This is a genomic window from Kaistella rhinocerotis (assembly GCF_030243905.1).
In the GTDB taxonomy this organism is placed as follows: domain Bacteria; phylum Bacteroidota; class Bacteroidia; order Flavobacteriales; family Weeksellaceae; genus Kaistella; species Kaistella rhinocerotis.
In genome coordinates this window covers 316952-331845 of record NZ_JASSYY010000002.1, presented here as the reverse complement: position 1 = coordinate 331845, position 14894 = coordinate 316952, and the positions used below count along the sequence as shown (strand labels likewise).

Below are 14894 nucleotides of genomic sequence, written 5' to 3'. Positions count from 1 at the left end.
TAAATTTAAAAACGGCAACTTTTGCAGCTTAAATTTAATTCAGAAACTTAAAAAGTATATTTTAAAGTGTATTTACGTTGTTCAGATCTTCAAATGCCTGAACTAATCGCTTCATGAAAGTTTCTTCACCTTTTCGTACCCAAACCCTAGGGTCATAGAACTTTTTGTTCGGTTTATCATCACCTTCAGGATTTCCGATCTGTGTTTTCAGATACTCGATATTTCCGGTCATGTAATCTCTGATGCCTTCGGTATAAGCGAACTGTAGATCGGTATCAATATTCATTTTGATTGCACCGTAGCCAATCGCTTCACGAATTTCTTCAACAGTAGAACCCGATCCGCCATGGAAAACAAAGTTTACAGGCTTATCTGATGTTCCAAATTTTTTCTGAACATATTTCTGGGAATTGTCGAGAATCTTAGGAGTAAGTTTCACATTACCAGGTTTGTAGACGCCGTGAACATTGCCGAAAGCTGCCGCGATGGTAAAATTCGGAGATATTGCATTCAGTCTTTCATAGGCATAAGCCACCTCGTCAGGCTGCGTATAAAGTTTAGATGAATCCACACCGGAGTTGTCTACGCCGTCTTCTTCTCCACCAGTTACACCGAGTTCGATCTCAAGCGTCATGCCCATTTTGGCCATTCTTTCGAAATATTTGCAAGAAATATCAAGGTTTTCCTCAATCGGTTCTTCAGACAAATCAAGCATGTGTGATGAATAGAGCGATTTTCCTGTTTGAGCATAGAATTCTTCGTTTGCGTCCATCAAACCGTCAACCCATGGTAAAAGTTTTTTTGCACAGTGATCTGTATGCAAAATCACAGTTGCGCCATACGCTTCGGCTAAAGTATGGATATGTTTAGCACCCGCAACCGCACCCGCAATTGCAGCTTTCTGGCCATCGTTGCTAAGGCCTTTTCCTGCATTGTAAGCCGCGCCACCATTAGAAAACTGAATGATGACAGGTGAGTTCAGCTTCGCGGCCGTTTCCAGAACCGCGTTCACATTACTTGAACCAATTACATTTACCGCCGGAAGAGCGAAATTGTTTTGCTTCGCATATTCGAAGATTTCGGTCACTAAATCGCCTGTGGCAACACCTGCCGGGAAACGTCTGCTCATAATTTGTTTTTTTAGGAATAATTGTACTTAAAAAAGGTCTGTAAAGTTAAGAATTTTATGGTAAAGCTTTAGTTTCTCTTGTCCTTGCCCCAAAGCAGTTTTTGCCGAATGGTTTCGTAAAAACTCAGGTCTTTCGGGTGTATCAGCAAAATCTCGAATCGGGCTTTACGAAGCACGATTTCTACGTCGGTCTGCATATGAACCAGCCTCGAATCCAAAGACAGCGAGTATTGCGGAACACGGCTTTCAACCTTCAGGCGGATTTCCACATCATCATTCACGATAAGCGGACGCACATTCAGGTTGTGCGGTGCTATCGGCGTGATGACAAAAGTATTATTGTTCGGTGTAATGATGGGTCCACCGCAACTCAGCGAGTAGGCCGTAGAACCTGTCGGGGTGGAGATTATGACACCATCGCCCCAGAAAATATTCAGAAATTCACCGTCGATATAAGAATCTACTGTGATCATCGCCGTGGTTTCCTTGCGTGAGATGGTGATGTCATTCAAGGCAAACGGAAAAAACATCGATTTCCCCGGCGAAACGATTTCGATCACGGAACGTCTGCTGACGTTTACATTGCCTTTTATGATATCATCGAGTTTAAGGAAAACTTCTTCCTTTGTAAAACTGGAAAGAAATCCGAGCCGGCCCGTGTTCACACCAACAACAGGTATCTCTAGATCCTGCACGAATAGCAGTGAATTTACGATGGTACCGTCGCCACCGAAGGTAAAAAACCAGTCCACTTTCTGTTCCTGAAGATCTTCCTTCCGCGAAAAAGTTTCGAAGATCTTCGAAAATTCCATCGCACTCGCCATTTCTTCGAACAAAATAGACTGTATGCCGCGTTTTTCAAGCTCAGACACAAATCTGCTCAGGTATAGAAAGGTGTCCAGATCACTTTTTTGAGAATAGATCGCTGCCTTCATGCGCTTAAAATTGAAGATATTTCCCTAAGAAACCAAATCTGTCTTTCAGCAGGTCTTCTTTTTCATCATCATAGAATTTTTGCACAACGCTGTAGCCGTACCGCTCGAAGGTTTCATCTATCGAGCTGGTGTTTTCGGCATTGAATTTTAAAGTAATCTGAATATAATCATCACTCACCGCGCTGATGAAGCAGCCGTAAATCTTTCCGTTGTTCGATTCTACAATTCGGCAAACTTCAGACAAAGAATAGTGCCGCCCGCTCGTCTGAACGATCATCACCGCGCCATTTTCCGAGAAAAGTGGATACTTTGAAAATTCATTGAAAATATCATCACACGATAGGTAACCCAAATATTTTTCAGTTGTATTGATGACCGGAACTACATTGGAATTAAACGTGTGAAAAAGCTTTATAGAATCAAGCAGATTGCTGTCTTCAGTGATCGCAAATTTTTCATAATGAATGGCTAATGAGGCTAAAGTGCCGTCCGGGCTTTCCTCCAGAAACGGTTGACTCAGTGCACCCTGATAGATGCCTTTTTTCTTGATGAAGACGTGTGAATAGCCAAATTCTTTTGCGACTTCATTAGCTTCCTCTATAGAATCGCCCGTGTTGAAGGCGGGGTAATCTTTGGAAATGTAGTCTGTAATAAACATTAGGCTAATTTAGGAAATATTAAAAAAAGAAAAAGCGGGTAATATTTAAAAATAATTACGCTTGGCAACCTATTTTGAGCTGTTTTACTTTTTTAATTTTTTTAATGCTGTCACGCTCGATTTTTGTCTTAAAAATATCAGTCCGGCCAGGATAATCAGCGCGCCGATGCATTGCAATAAAGTAAGTGTCTCGCCATCTATTACGCCCCAGATTATGGCGACCACGGGCATCAGCAAGGTCACGGTAGATGCGAAAAGCGGTGTGGAAATATTTAAAAGTCTGTAATTCAGCATCATCGCCAGGCCTGTGCCGAAAATGGAGAGTAAACTCACAAAGCCGAGACCTGCCCAAAGATTGACGTCATTTTTAAAATCATTAAAAAAGCCAGCGAAAACAAGTGAGACAGCTGATGGAATGATCAACACAAATGAAAATACAAATGCTGAAAGGATTTTCGCGGGAATATTGCCGAGTTTTGATTTCACCGTGGTGGTGCTGATTGCGTAGCAAAACGTGGCAAGCAATAGTAATAAAATAGGAATGAGTTTGAATTCGCCGCCTTCGCCGCCCGAAAATGCCAGGATGCACGCGCCCGTAAAACTGATCATCACGCCGATGATTTGTCGTTTTGTCGTCTCAAATTTCCATACTAATGCTCCAACAACGATTACAAAGATGGGCATCATAGAATTAATGATGCCAGCGATACTACTGCTGATGGCGGTTTCGGCGATTGGGAAAAGGAACATCGGAATGAAATTTCCGGTCACTGCAGCCAGAATAAGCCATTTCAGATGTTTGCGCGGGAATTTCTTGATATTCAGAACGGCAACCGGAAGCAACAATAAGCCCGCGATCAGAACACGTAATGCGCCAACCTCGTATGGATTGAAGTGCTCCAGCGATTTTTTGATGAGTATAAATGAAGAACCCCAAATGACAGAGAGGACCACCAGTAAAATCCATTTTTCTTTTTCAGGATTCATTGTTCTGTTTTAAAATTTTTAAAAATTCGTGTTTTGAAATCATTTTTGCGCCCAGGCTCTCAAGATGGTCTGAATGTACCTGGCAATCAATAAGTTCGATATTCGGCGCATTTAATGCAAAATTCAGGAAACCGGCTTTGGAGGCGTTGCTCACTTTCGAAAACATACTTTCACCGCAAAAAACACGTCCGATCTGGATCCCATAAAATCCACCGACCAAGTCTTCATCTTGCCACACTTCAAAACTTTTCGCGTACCCGAATTTATGCAGGACACTGAATGACCTGATGAGTGCTTCGGAAATCCACGTGCCCTCTTGATCTTTACGGTAAACGCTTCGGCACTGTCGCATCACCTCTTCAAAACACTTGTTTTGTGTAAATACAAACTGCGCGGAATTTAAGATTTTCCGCATAGATTTGCTGACTTTCACTTCAGACGGAAACAGCACAAACCGCGGGTCAGGGCACCACCAAAGAATTTCTTCACCTTCATTGAACCACGGAAACAGCCCCAGCTGATACGCAAAAAGGAGCCGCTCAGGTGACAAATCGCCGCCAATTGCCATTAAGCCACTTTCAGAATCTAAAAGTTCAGGGTCCGGAAACGAAATTTCGTCGGCACTGAGGTAAATCATAGGCTCAAATTTAAAAATCCTGCTTTCTGAAAGCAGGATTTTGTTTTATCTGTCAGCCAAAAATTAGAATGGCAAATCATCATCATCTTCCGCGAAAACGTCTGTTCCCGCTGAAGGTGTGCTCTGTGAAGCGTTTTGCTGAGGTCTGGCCTGTACAGGTTCATTCTCGAAACCACCTTCTGCAAGTTTCTCCACTCTCCAACCAACGATTGAGTTGAAATATTTCACTTCATTTTGTGGAGATGTCCACTCGCGGCCACGAATATTGATGCTTACTTTCACTTTATCACCCTCGCTGTAGTTATTCAGAAGGTCTGCTTTGTCCTGCAAAAATTCCACGCTTATCGGCTGTGGATACTGCTCTTCAGTAAGGATGATCATTTCTCTTTTCTGAAAACCGCTCGCAAATGTCTGTACGTCAGTTATTTTCTTTATTGTTCCCTGTAGTTCCATTGTCTTATATTATTAAAATGTAAAAGTAATAAATTAAAGGAGTAAAAGAAATGGCAGGCCTGAAAAAATTAGAAATAAAAAAAATTCGAAATTTCTTTTGCACCAAATGTAAAAAGTCTATATATTTGCACTCACCAAAAAAAAGAAAAGAAGTTCTTAATTAATGCGGATGTGGTGTAATTGGTAGCCACGCCAGACTTAGGATCTGGTGCCGTGAGGCGTGGGGGTTCGAGTCCCTTCATCCGCACTATATTGCGAAAATAGCTCAGCTGGTAGAGCACGACCTTGCCAAGGTCGGGGTCGCGGGTTCGAATCCCGTTTTTCGCTCAGATTTATCTACCTGCCTTGGTGGTGGAACTGGTAGACACGCAGGACTTAAAATCCTGTATCCGCAAGGATGTACGGGTTCAAGTCCCGTCCGAGGTACTTAAAAAAAACGCTGAAATTTTTTCCAGCGTTTTTTTTTGTGCTTTATGGCGGTGTTTTTCGGCTCTTCTGAAACAAAAGGGAACACGATTGCACAATATTTGTTGTTACAGCAAAAAAATAAATTATGCAACCGAAACCAATGCTTACGCTAAGCCAGGTACTGGCCAAACTCGCCGCAAAAGACGTGACGCGCGAATTCTGTATGAATGAGGCGGGTGAAATGAAACTGATGGATAATGGCGAAACTTATCAGCCACAAGATTTAAAAATACTGCGCTCATACCGCTTTGAGGCGGACAGTAGCCCTGAAGACAATGCTGTGCTTTATGTAGCTCAGGCTACAGACGGAAATATTGGGATTATTATCGATTCTTACGGTGCGCAAAGTAATTATGAAGGTGCCGACTTTGATAATTTTATCCGTGAAATCCCTGTGGAGGAGGACGAAAGGTATAATTTTGATAACTAAAATAAAAAAAATCCGGTTTTCTTAATCGGATTTTTTTCTGAACAGATTTTTGAGTCCTTTGGTTTTCCCGGAGACTTTTTCTTTTGTATCCTGCACTTTTTCTGAAACCGCTTCCTTGCTTTTCTTCAGGTCGTCCTTGTTTTCTTCGAGCGCGTTTTTCGTATTCTGAACGGTGTTTTTCATGGCCTGCTCGGTTTTTTCGGCATTGTTGCCGAGCAACGTTTTCTTCAGACCTTGTTCAATCCCCTTCCAGAACATATTAAAGAATGATTTGGTTTGGTCCCGAACCACGTTTTCTACCTGTACCGACTCCGGATATTTCCCTGAATCTGACCGCACGAATATATTCGCTACTGCACTTAAAAGTTTGTTTTTTTCACCGTCTTCTTTCAGCAGTGCGACTTTCAGGTCGTGATGTTTAAGATTTAATGTGCCGTCAAGGCCATTGTAATTGCCTTTAAAATTAAAAATCAAATCGGAAATCAATCCCGTTGCGCGCACTTTCAGATAAGGTTCGATGAACGGATTCACCCGTGATGCCGGCAGGTCCGCTACGTTTCCTGCGATGGAGAACGCGTCAGTTTTATTCAAAACATCAAAATTCCATTTTACATTCATCGGTGAGGCGTTCATAAACCGGCAGTTTATCGTGATTAAAACCTGCGTCGGTTTTCCCTTCATCTTGCCGGAATTTATGTTTTTCACGTTCATATTGAAGTTTCCGAACGTAAGTTTTCCCGGCCCATCGCTCTTTTTCGTGTCTTCTTCATACTCGAGCACCGAATTTTTCACCTCCAGATTCTGTACATACATCGGCAGTTTCATATTTCGAAGTAATGAAGAGTACAATAATTTTTCGGTCAGGTCATCTTTTGGAATCTTACTGCGGAAAATGTTGGCATTCACCCCGTTTAAAGTGATTTGTGAAGCGTCCATAAATTTATTTTCAGACAGAAAATCCCACGTTCCGCTTGCTGAAACCTGCTTTACTTTAATATCATACAAGTCTTTTTCGGCGGGAATTCGGCGGATGAACTGTGCGCTTGAAAGCTTGGGCGTTGCGGCAAAATTCGACATCTGTACGGATTTGTTAGTGAATTTGAACCGGTCACCTTTAATATTATAGAACTCTGTATTGTAAACAAAGTGCTGCGTTGTAACATCGTAGGCACCGAATTTAAATGGAAAACGGTTTTTTACCGTCGAAGAATTCATTTCAATATTCCTGATATTGGCATTTAAAGACCTGAAATCAACCGGCGATTTTCCGTCATCGATGATGATGTTGCTGTTGCGTAGTGCTACATTGCCGATTTTCAGCGGAAACTGTATGCCGGAATATCCGTTCTTTTTGTCTTGATTTTTAGCGGTTAATATTTTTCCCTTCACCGAATTTACAAGCACATTGCCGACATCGAGTTTAAGTTTTTGTTCGATGAATTTCAGTTCATTTATTTTTACTTGAATCCTTTCCGCATCAAGGTCCATTACGGTTTTCGAACGGTTGGCAGAAACCGGACTCAGACGGATATTTCTTACGTCCGCAGATTTCGGGTTTAAAGCTAACGCTGCGAGCGTGATATTTTGATTTTCGGAAACGAAGCTGATTTGCCGTCCCGCCACACTGAAATCTGCATACTCGAATGGCAGCGTAGACTTTGAAGTCTCGCTGTTCATTAGAAACTTATTGATGTTGACGTTGAGGTTTCCTGCGCTCAGTTTTGGTGTGCCATTGGGCTGCAGAACGCTGATTTTTGCATTTTTAAACTGAACATCTTCCATATTTACCGTAAGGTTGAAATTTTTCTTTTTCGAGACGGCTTTAGAGTTTGTGGTGAAAATCTGAAGGTCAGGACTGTCGAAATTTGCATTGCTCAAAGCAATTTTCTCTTCGCTAAGTGCGATATCTTTGAAGTTCATTTCAGCAGCCTTGAAACGGTAAAGATTTTTTTGGTTTGGATGCGTTCGGGCAAAATTTGGGAATGAAATAAGCGGCGTCACAGCGAAATTCCTCACGCTCATTTTAGCATTTTCCGTAGTGATTGTTTCCGCCGTTATTGCGTAAACTTCCGTTGGACTGAAAAAAAACTCTTTTCCACGTATGTCGTAACGGTCGAAGATAAGCGGCAGCATTCGTTCGACGCTTTCCTCGCTCATCTGTATGTTTTCTACATTCAGCGCAAGATCTTTTACCGAAATAAACTTTTGGCCGGAATGCCGGGTCACTGCAATATTTCCGTTTTGGATATTTAAGTTTTCAATGGAGACCGGATTTCGCTTTTTACCTGTTTTATCGTCGACAGGTTTCGCAAGTCTTATCTGCAAATCCGGATTGACAAGCAAAAGGTTATCTGAACTGATAACTTTTTTGAAAAGTGCGCTGTAGATGCCCAGGCGGCTGATTGAAAGGGTATCGACCTTTCCTTTAATCCCGATGACATTGAGGTCATCGCTTTTTTTGTTTTCGATTTCTACTTCGGTCGCAAGAATATCACCGCTGAAAAGGTCGACGTTGAGCGACTTATAGGCTATCTGGTAATCCGAATTTTTTTTAATGTAACCCCCAAGATTATTTCGGAGCCAGAAATTAGCGCCAAAATTGATGACCAGCGTAATAAGTACTATTACCGCGAGGATTATGGAAGCGAGCCGAAAGTATTTTTTTTTCATCAGCTTGCTGATTAAAATACTATGCCAACGTCTCTTCTGGCTTTGTGATCGAAATTTCCACTACATAACCCTCATGTGCTCTCACATTGATGAAATTTCCGCCCTCAAAACTTAAATACTGCCCTTTGATCCCTCTCAGGATGCCTCCAACCTCCGGATTTTTATCTAGCGTGCAGGATGAAATTTTTTCCGGAGCTTCATAAGGATAGTCGAGGCGGAGCATCTCGCGCTCCATCGTATAGAAATTCTCGAAATTTTCGGGGAAATGATGTTTTATGCGTTCGCGGAAATCCACCAGATCGAGATCGTCCTCGAAATCGTCTTCGAGCATCTTTTTCCAGTTGGTTTTGTCTGCGATATGTTCTTTCAGCGCAACTTCGATCATTCCGGCTTCGTATCGGTTCGTTGTTTTGGCAATCGGAAGTGCGAATGTAGCACCTTGGTCGATCCAGCGCGTCGGCAGTTGTGATTCACGCGTGACGCCAACTTTTACTTCGCCTGTATAAGCCAGATACACGATGTGCGGCGCCAGCTGAATTTGCTGTTCAACCTCCAGATCCCGCTCCCCGATGCCGAGATGCGCAGTAGAAAGTTCAGGCCGGATGATGGTGTCGCTGGCGTAGGGACTTTCGAAAAAGCAGCGTTTGCAGAAGCCCATGCGGTATATTTTTTCGTCGCTGCGGCACGATACACACTCATATCCAACATGTTTTATCGTTAGGTTTTTTCCTATAACCTGATTCAGGTTGATGAGGTCATGTGAAAGATTAAGGAAATATTGTATCGGTTTTCCGTTCTGCGTGAACATCTTTAGGAGTTGGCCGCTAAACTGCATAACATTATTGTTTCAGTAAAAATAATGATTTGCTTTTAATTAAATTTGTCTGTCACAAAAAACAGTAGATGAATTATCTGATCACCGGCGGCAGCGGTTTCATAGGGTCGCATTTAGTAGAGTGTCTTTTACATAGCGGACATTCTGTCATTAATGTTGACAACTTTGATGATTTTTATAATTATCGAATCAAAATCCGCAACACACTGGAGTCTGTGGGTAAAAGTTTCGAATTCCCGTTTAATGAAAAGGAACATGATATTCAGAAACTCATTTTCGAAACCGAATCAGACCGCTACCGGCTTTATTATCAGGACATTCGCGATGCTGAAGGACTTCGGAAGATTTTCCGGAAACATAAAATAGATATGGTAGTACATCTGGCGGCACTGGCCGGTGTAAGACCATCAATCGAACAGCCCGGCAGATATGGTGAGGTCAATGTAAACGGAAGTATAAATCTGTGGGAAATCTGTGCTGAATTTAATGTAAATAAAGTGATATGCGCTTCAAGCTCAAGCGTTTACGGAAATAATGAAAAAATTCCCTTTACCGAAACGGATTCTGTGGATCAGCCGGTTTCACCTTACGCTGCCACTAAGAGATCTGCCGAAATTTTAGGTCATGTTTATCATCATCTTTATCATATAGATATGATTCATCTTAGATTCTTCACAGTTTACGGTCCGCGGCAAAGACCTGATCTTGCAATTCATAAGTTCGCAAAACTCATAAGCAGCAGAGAGTCAGTACCATTTTTTGGGGACGGCACTACAGCGCGGGATTATACTTATATAGATGACATCATTGCCGGAGTGACTGGCGCAATGCATTATCTGGAGCGCAATACCGGTGTTTATGAGATCGTTAACCTGGGGGAGAGCCGCATGGTCTCTTTAAATGAAATGCTTTCTACCATTGAGGAAAATCTGAGCATCAATGCTAAAAGAGAGTTGCTTCCGATGCAGCCTGGCGATGTGTTGCGAACCAATGCAGATATCGCCAAAGCACGCGCACTTTTCCACTATCGGCCGACCACAGATTTCCATTTTGGCATAAAAAAGTTTGTGGAATGGTTTTTGAGAAACGGATCGTGAAAAATTAATAAAAACCACGCAAATATTATTGGAAATCAGCGACAAAAACTTTTTTATGTCGCCTATTTTTTTACTTTTGCAAAAAATTATTTGATATGTATTGGACATTAGAACTGGCTTCATACCTGAGCGATGCGCCCTGGCCGATGACCAAAGCGGAATTGATTGATTATGCAATCCGCACAGGTGCACCTATGGAAGTGGTGGAAAATCTTCAGGCGATTGAAGACGAGGGTGAAATCTATGAATCCATAGAAGAAGTATGGAGTGATTACCCTACCGATGACGATTTCCTCTGGAATGAAGACGAATACTAAATTTTCTCAGGGCTTTAGGCAATTACTATAGCCCTATTTTATTAACATGAGGCACTGCGGTGCCACCATTTTTGCCAGGTTTGGCAGACACAAAGCGACAGACATATGGGTTTTATAGATACAGTTCTGAAAGGTTTTCTCGGCGATAAGAATGCAACTGACCTTAAAGAAGTAAAAAAAGTTGTTCAAAAGATAAAGCTGGTTGAACCAAAGATTCAGGAACTTACCGATGACGGGTTACGTGGAAAGACGGCAGAATTCAAAGAAAAAATTAAGACAGCTACAGCTTCCATCGCCACTCAGATTGAGCAGGTACAGGAGCAGATTAAGAATTCTTCCAATGTAGATGAGAAAGAAGAACTGTTCACGAAGGTTGAACAACTCAAGAAAGATTCATATCAGATCGAAGAAAAGATTTTAAATGAGATTCTTCCTGAGGCTTTTGCATTGGTGAAAGAAACCTCAAGAAGACTTGCTCAGAACGGCGAGATCCGAGTAAGTGCAACCGAACTTGACCGTGAACTTGCGGCAACTAAAGATTTCGTCGTACTGGAGGGTGAGACCGCTGTTTGGAAGAACAAATGGGATGCTGCCGGGACTCCGGTAGTTTGGGATATGGTTCATTATGATGTTCAGTTCATCGGTGGAGTAGTGCTGCACAGCGGAAAAATTGCCGAAATGGCTACCGGTGAAGGTAAAACGCTTGTCGGAACTTTACCTATTTATCTTAATGCACTTACCGGCCGTGGGGTTCACGTAGTAACCGTGAATGACTACCTAGCTAAACGTGACTCCGCATGGATGGGTCCACTATATCAGTTCCACGGCATGACGATCGACTGTATTGACCGTCATCAACCTAATTCTGATGCACGCCGAAAAGCATATCAGTGCAGCATCACCTATGGAACCAATAACGAATTTGGGTTCGATTACCTGCGGGACAATATGGTGACTTCACCTACAGAACTCGTTCAGGGTGAGCTGAATTTTGCAATTGTGGATGAGGTAGACTCCGTTTTGGTAGATGATGCGCGTACACCGCTAATTATTTCAGGTCCGGTTCCTCAGGGAGACCGTCAGGAATATGATGTGCTGAAGCCTTCTGTAGACAGAATTGTAGAAATCCAGAAGAAAACAGTATCTGCTATATTTAATGAAGCCAAAAAATTAATCGCGAACGGAAACACCAAAGAAGGTGGTTTCAAATTACTTCAGGCGTATCGCGGTTTACCAAAATCACGTCCTCTGATCAAATTTCTTTCTGAAAGCGGAAACAAAGCACTTCTTCAGAAAACCGAAGGCCAGTACATGGCCGACAACAACAAAGAAATGCCGAAGGTTGACAAAGATCTATACTTTGTAATCGACGAAAAAAATAACCAAATCGACCTTACCGACAGAGGTGTGGAATATATGTCAGCAGGCAACGAAGACAAAGATTTCTTCGTCCTTAATGACATCGCCACCGAAATCGCTGAACTGGAGGCTAAAAATTTAACTAAAGAAGAAGAATTTGAAGCTAAGGAAAAACTTTTCAGCGATTTTGCCGTAAAATCTGAACGCGTACATACATTAAGCCAGCTTCTGAAAGCTTATACACTCTTCGAAAAAGACGATGAGTATGTGGTGATCGACGGAGAGGTGAAAATCGTAGATGAGCAGACGGGCCGTATCATGGAAGGTCGAAGATATTCTGATGGTTTACATCAGGCTATTGAAGCTAAGGAGAATGTGAAGATTGAAGCTGCGACGCAGACTTTCGCTACGATCACACTTCAGAACTACTTCCGTATGTACAACAAGCTTGCGGGTATGACGGGTACTGCGGAAACAGAAGCAAGCGAACTTTGGCAGATTTACAAACTTGATGTAGTAGTAATTCCGACCAACAAGCCGATTATCCGTGATGACAGACAGGATTTGGTTTTCAAGACCAACCGTGAAAAGTATAACGCTGTAATTGAAGAAATCGAAAGGCTTACAGCTGCCGGAAGACCGGTTCTTGTGGGAACTACCTCGGTTGAAATCTCGCAGTTGCTTTCCAGAGCGTTACAGTTAAGAAAGATTCAGCATAACGTACTGAACGCGAAACTCCATGCAAAGGAAGCGGAAATCGTAGCAATGGCCGGTGGACCTGGCGTTGTGACAATCGCGACCAACATGGCAGGACGTGGTACAGACATCAAGCTTCAGGGTGAGGTGAAAGCCAACGGTGGTCTTGCGATCATCGGTACTGAAAGACACGATTCCCGTCGTGTTGACCGTCAGCTTCGTGGTAGAGCTGGAAGACAGGGAGACCCAGGTAGTTCGCAGTTTTACGTGTCGCTTGAAGATAATTTGATGCGTCTTTTCGGTTCCGAAAGAATTGCGAAAATGATGGACAGAATGGGTCATAAGGAAGGCGAGGTCATCCAACACAGCATGATTTCTAAATCCATTGAGCGCGCGCAGAAAAAAGTGGAAGAGAACAACTTCGGGATCCGTAAGAGACTTTTGGAGTATGATGATGTGATGAACAAGCAGCGCGATGTGATCTACAAGCGAAGAAAGAATGCACTTTTTGGTGATCATCTTAAATATGACATCTCCAATATGATCTTTGATGTGTCACAATCCATCGTTACAAAGACAAAACTGGAGAACGACTACAAAGAGTTTGAATATGAGATCATCAAACATTTCACCATGGAAGCGCCGGTTTCTGAAAACGACTTTAAGACAAAACAGGTTCCGGAACTTGCAAACATCGTATTCAAGGCAGCTACAGAAGATTACCGGATGAAACTGGATCTGTTGAAAGAAAAATCGTTCCCGATCATTGAGAATGTATACCAAAATCAGGGATCACTCTTCAAGATGATTCAGGTACCGTTTTCAGACGGAATAAAGACGATGACCGTGGTTACAGACCTGAAAGAAGCATTCGAAACTAAATGTGAATCACTGATAAACGATTTCGAGAAAAACATCTCATTGGCGATCATTGACGAAAACTGGAAACTTCACCTCAGAGAAATGGACGACCTGAGACGTTCTTCACAAGGTGCCGTTTATGAGCAAAAAGATCCTTTGGTAATTTATAAGCAAGAGTCTTTCTACCTCTTCAGCGAAATGGTAGAAAAAGTGAATAAGGAAATTGTTTCGTTCCTTTACAAAGGCGAAATTCCCGCATAAAATCAGTACATAACAACTAATTTAAACGACTTCATCATGCATTGCATGGTGAAGTTTTTTTAAACATAATATGAATTTTTCGTATTTTTAGTGTCTTAATAATTATTGGATGGCATTAGTAGATTTGTCGAAGCAAGTTGCATTAGGCGTTGATATTGGCGGTACAAACACCAAATTCGGCATCGTAAACCATCGTGGCGAAATCCTTGAGAAAGGGAGGATGCGCACGGACAGTTTCGAACATCCCGAAGACTTTATCGATGCGCTGTATGAGGCTGTAAGCCCTCATCTTGCGAAACATTCCAGCCAAAAGCAATTTGACGGCATTGGCGTGGGTGCTCCGAATGCCAATTATTATAAAGGAACGATCGAACAGGCACCGAATCTCCGTTGGAAAGGTGTCATTCCATTTGCTGAACTGATAACGAAAAAGTTCGGTGTTCCTTGCAAGATGACTAATGACGCCAATGCAGCGGCTTACGGTGAAATGATGTTTGGAGCGGCGCGCGGCATGAAAGATTTCATCATGATGACCTTGGGAACCGGTGTGGGCAGCGGAATAATCTCTGGCGGAAAACTTATCTACGGTCACGATGGTTTTGCCGGTGAACTCGGACATACGATTGTAAAACCGGGCGGCCGGAAACATTGGAGTACTGGTTCTGAAGGTTCTTTGGAAGCGTATGCTTCTGCAACCGGAATCGCGATCACTGCCAAAAAGATGCGCGCAGAATTCCCCGATTCAATGCTGAATGATTATCCGGAGGAGGCAATCAATTCTAAAGTAGTACACGAATGTGCAAAGAAAGGCGATCCTACAGCAATTGAGGTATTCAGATATACTGGCCAGAAGCTCGGTGAAGCATTGGCAAATTTCGTCATGTTTTCTTCACCGGAAGCGATCTTGTTGTTTGGTGGCGTGATCAAGGCAGAAGATTTCATACTAAAACCTACAAAGCTGCACATGGAGCGCAACCTGTTGCCTATTTTCCGTAATAAAGTGCGGCTCGTGTTCAGCGAACTGGATGAAGCGGATGCCGCGATCCTGGGTGCAAGTGCTTTGGTTTGGGAAAAGTAGAGATTTAAAAATAACAAATGAAC

General features: G+C 42.6%; 13 protein-coding genes and 3 tRNA genes. 8 read left to right on the top strand and 8 right to left on the bottom strand.

The genetic code is table 11. From position 1 onward, the window contains the following. Positions 1-61: 61 nt before the first annotated feature. The 6 genes from fbaA to QEP06_RS06720 all read right to left on the bottom strand — a co-directional run bounded on the left by fbaA (position 62) and on the right by QEP06_RS06720 (position 4799). Positions 62-1129: a class II fructose-bisphosphate aldolase gene (gene fbaA / locus QEP06_RS06745; RefSeq protein ID WP_285269614.1), complete on the bottom strand. Its 1068-nt coding sequence runs from the start codon at positions 1127-1129 to the stop codon at positions 62-64. 68 nt (positions 1130-1197) lie between these two features. Then, positions 1198-2064 carry an NAD kinase gene (locus tag QEP06_RS06740; RefSeq protein ID WP_285269613.1) on the bottom strand — a complete coding sequence of 289 codons (867 nt, stop codon included), beginning with the start codon at positions 2062-2064 and terminating at the stop codon, positions 1198-1200. 4 nt (positions 2065-2068) lie between these two features. Beyond that, positions 2069-2722 carry a CBS domain-containing protein gene (locus QEP06_RS06735; protein ID WP_251832622.1) on the bottom strand — a complete coding sequence of 218 codons (654 nt, stop codon included), beginning with the start codon at positions 2720-2722 and terminating at the stop codon, positions 2069-2071. Positions 2723-2806: 84 nt separating this feature from the next. Further along, the gene (locus QEP06_RS06730; protein ID WP_285269612.1) at positions 2807-3709 is read right to left on the bottom strand and encodes a DMT family transporter; all 903 of its coding nucleotides are present in this window, start codon (positions 3707-3709) and stop codon (positions 2807-2809) included. Next, positions 3699-4346 (bottom strand): leucyl/phenylalanyl-tRNA--protein transferase, encoded by a 648-nt coding sequence (gene aat / locus QEP06_RS06725; RefSeq protein WP_285269611.1) that lies wholly within the window; start codon positions 4344-4346, stop codon positions 3699-3701. The genes QEP06_RS06730 and aat overlap by 11 nt, the downstream gene beginning before the upstream one ends. Before the next feature lie 63 nt (positions 4347-4409). Continuing rightward, on the bottom strand, positions 4410-4799 hold the full coding sequence (locus tag QEP06_RS06720) for a DUF3127 domain-containing protein (RefSeq protein ID WP_251832625.1): 390 nt from the start codon (positions 4797-4799) through the stop codon (positions 4410-4412). Positions 4800-4964: 165 nt separating this feature from the next. On the opposite strand from QEP06_RS06720, the gene QEP06_RS06715 reads away from it, so the two are divergent. The 4 genes from QEP06_RS06715 (at position 4965) to QEP06_RS06700 (ending at position 5697) form a co-directional block, all read left to right on the top strand. Continuing rightward, positions 4965-5046: transfer RNA gene (locus QEP06_RS06715), tRNA-Leu, on the top strand. A gap of 7 nt (positions 5047-5053) precedes the next feature. Then, positions 5054-5126, top strand: a tRNA-Gly gene (locus tag QEP06_RS06710). A 15-nt stretch (positions 5127-5141) separates the two neighbouring features. Continuing rightward, positions 5142-5225 (top strand) — tRNA-Leu (locus QEP06_RS06705). 127 nt (positions 5226-5352) lie between these two features. Next, entirely contained in the window at positions 5353-5697 is a 345-nt protein-coding gene (locus QEP06_RS06700) for a hypothetical protein (RefSeq protein WP_251832626.1), read from the top strand. Between the two features lie 21 nt (positions 5698-5718). Here the strand turns inward: QEP06_RS06700 and QEP06_RS06695 are convergent, their stop codons facing one another. Continuing rightward, complete coding sequence (locus tag QEP06_RS06695; protein ID WP_285269610.1) at positions 5719-8367, bottom strand: AsmA family protein; 2649 nt, start codon at positions 8365-8367, stop codon at positions 5719-5721. 19 nt (positions 8368-8386) lie between these two features. Beyond that, positions 8387-9202, bottom strand: coding sequence for a DUF2797 domain-containing protein (locus QEP06_RS06690; RefSeq protein WP_285269609.1), 816 nt, complete (start codon positions 9200-9202; stop codon positions 8387-8389). 68 nt (positions 9203-9270) lie between these two features. On the opposite strand from QEP06_RS06690, the gene QEP06_RS06685 reads away from it, so the two are divergent. The 4 genes from QEP06_RS06685 to QEP06_RS06670 all read left to right on the top strand — a co-directional run bounded on the left by QEP06_RS06685 (position 9271) and on the right by QEP06_RS06670 (position 14871). Continuing rightward, entirely contained in the window at positions 9271-10299 is a 1029-nt protein-coding gene (locus QEP06_RS06685) for a GDP-mannose 4,6-dehydratase (RefSeq protein WP_285269608.1), read from the top strand. A gap of 95 nt (positions 10300-10394) precedes the next feature. Continuing rightward, on the top strand, positions 10395-10616 hold the full coding sequence (locus QEP06_RS06680) for a DUF2795 domain-containing protein (RefSeq protein WP_015807225.1): 222 nt from the start codon (positions 10395-10397) through the stop codon (positions 10614-10616). A 105-nt stretch (positions 10617-10721) separates the two neighbouring features. Beyond that, the gene (gene secA / locus QEP06_RS06675) at positions 10722-13793 is read left to right on the top strand and encodes a preprotein translocase subunit SecA (protein ID WP_251832630.1); all 3072 of its coding nucleotides are present in this window, start codon (positions 10722-10724) and stop codon (positions 13791-13793) included. A 109-nt stretch (positions 13794-13902) separates the two neighbouring features. Further along, positions 13903-14871 (top strand): ROK family protein, encoded by a 969-nt coding sequence (locus QEP06_RS06670; protein ID WP_285269607.1) that lies wholly within the window; start codon positions 13903-13905, stop codon positions 14869-14871. Positions 14872-14894: the final 23 nt, after the last annotated feature.

Excerpts from the sequence above, each read along its gene's own strand:
- fbaA (WP_285269614.1), bottom strand. The coding sequence starts at position 1,129 with ATGAGCAGACGTTTCCCGGCAGGTGTTGCCACAGGCGATTTAGTGACC.
- QEP06_RS06740 (WP_285269613.1), bottom strand. The coding sequence starts at position 2,064 with ATGAAGGCAGCGATCTATTCTCAAAAAAGTGATCTGGACACCTTTCTA.
- QEP06_RS06735 (WP_251832622.1), bottom strand. The coding sequence starts at position 2,722 with ATGTTTATTACAGACTACATTTCCAAAGATTACCCCGCCTTCAACACG.
- QEP06_RS06730 (WP_285269612.1), bottom strand. The coding sequence starts at position 3,709 with ATGAATCCTGAAAAAGAAAAATGGATTTTACTGGTGGTCCTCTCTGTC.
- aat (WP_285269611.1), bottom strand. The coding sequence starts at position 4,346 with ATGATTTACCTCAGTGCCGACGAAATTTCGTTTCCGGACCCTGAACTT.
- QEP06_RS06720 (WP_251832625.1), bottom strand. The coding sequence starts at position 4,799 with ATGGAACTACAGGGAACAATAAAGAAAATAACTGACGTACAGACATTT.
- QEP06_RS06700 (WP_251832626.1), top strand. The coding sequence starts at position 5,353 with ATGCAACCGAAACCAATGCTTACGCTAAGCCAGGTACTGGCCAAACTC.
- QEP06_RS06695 (WP_285269610.1), bottom strand. The coding sequence starts at position 8,367 with ATGAAAAAAAAATACTTTCGGCTCGCTTCCATAATCCTCGCGGTAATA.
- QEP06_RS06690 (WP_285269609.1), bottom strand. The coding sequence starts at position 9,202 with ATGCAGTTTAGCGGCCAACTCCTAAAGATGTTCACGCAGAACGGAAAA.
- QEP06_RS06685 (WP_285269608.1), top strand. The coding sequence starts at position 9,271 with ATGAATTATCTGATCACCGGCGGCAGCGGTTTCATAGGGTCGCATTTA.
- QEP06_RS06680 (WP_015807225.1), top strand. The coding sequence starts at position 10,395 with ATGTATTGGACATTAGAACTGGCTTCATACCTGAGCGATGCGCCCTGG.
- secA (WP_251832630.1), top strand. The coding sequence starts at position 10,722 with ATGGGTTTTATAGATACAGTTCTGAAAGGTTTTCTCGGCGATAAGAAT.
- QEP06_RS06670 (WP_285269607.1), top strand. The coding sequence starts at position 13,903 with ATGGCATTAGTAGATTTGTCGAAGCAAGTTGCATTAGGCGTTGATATT.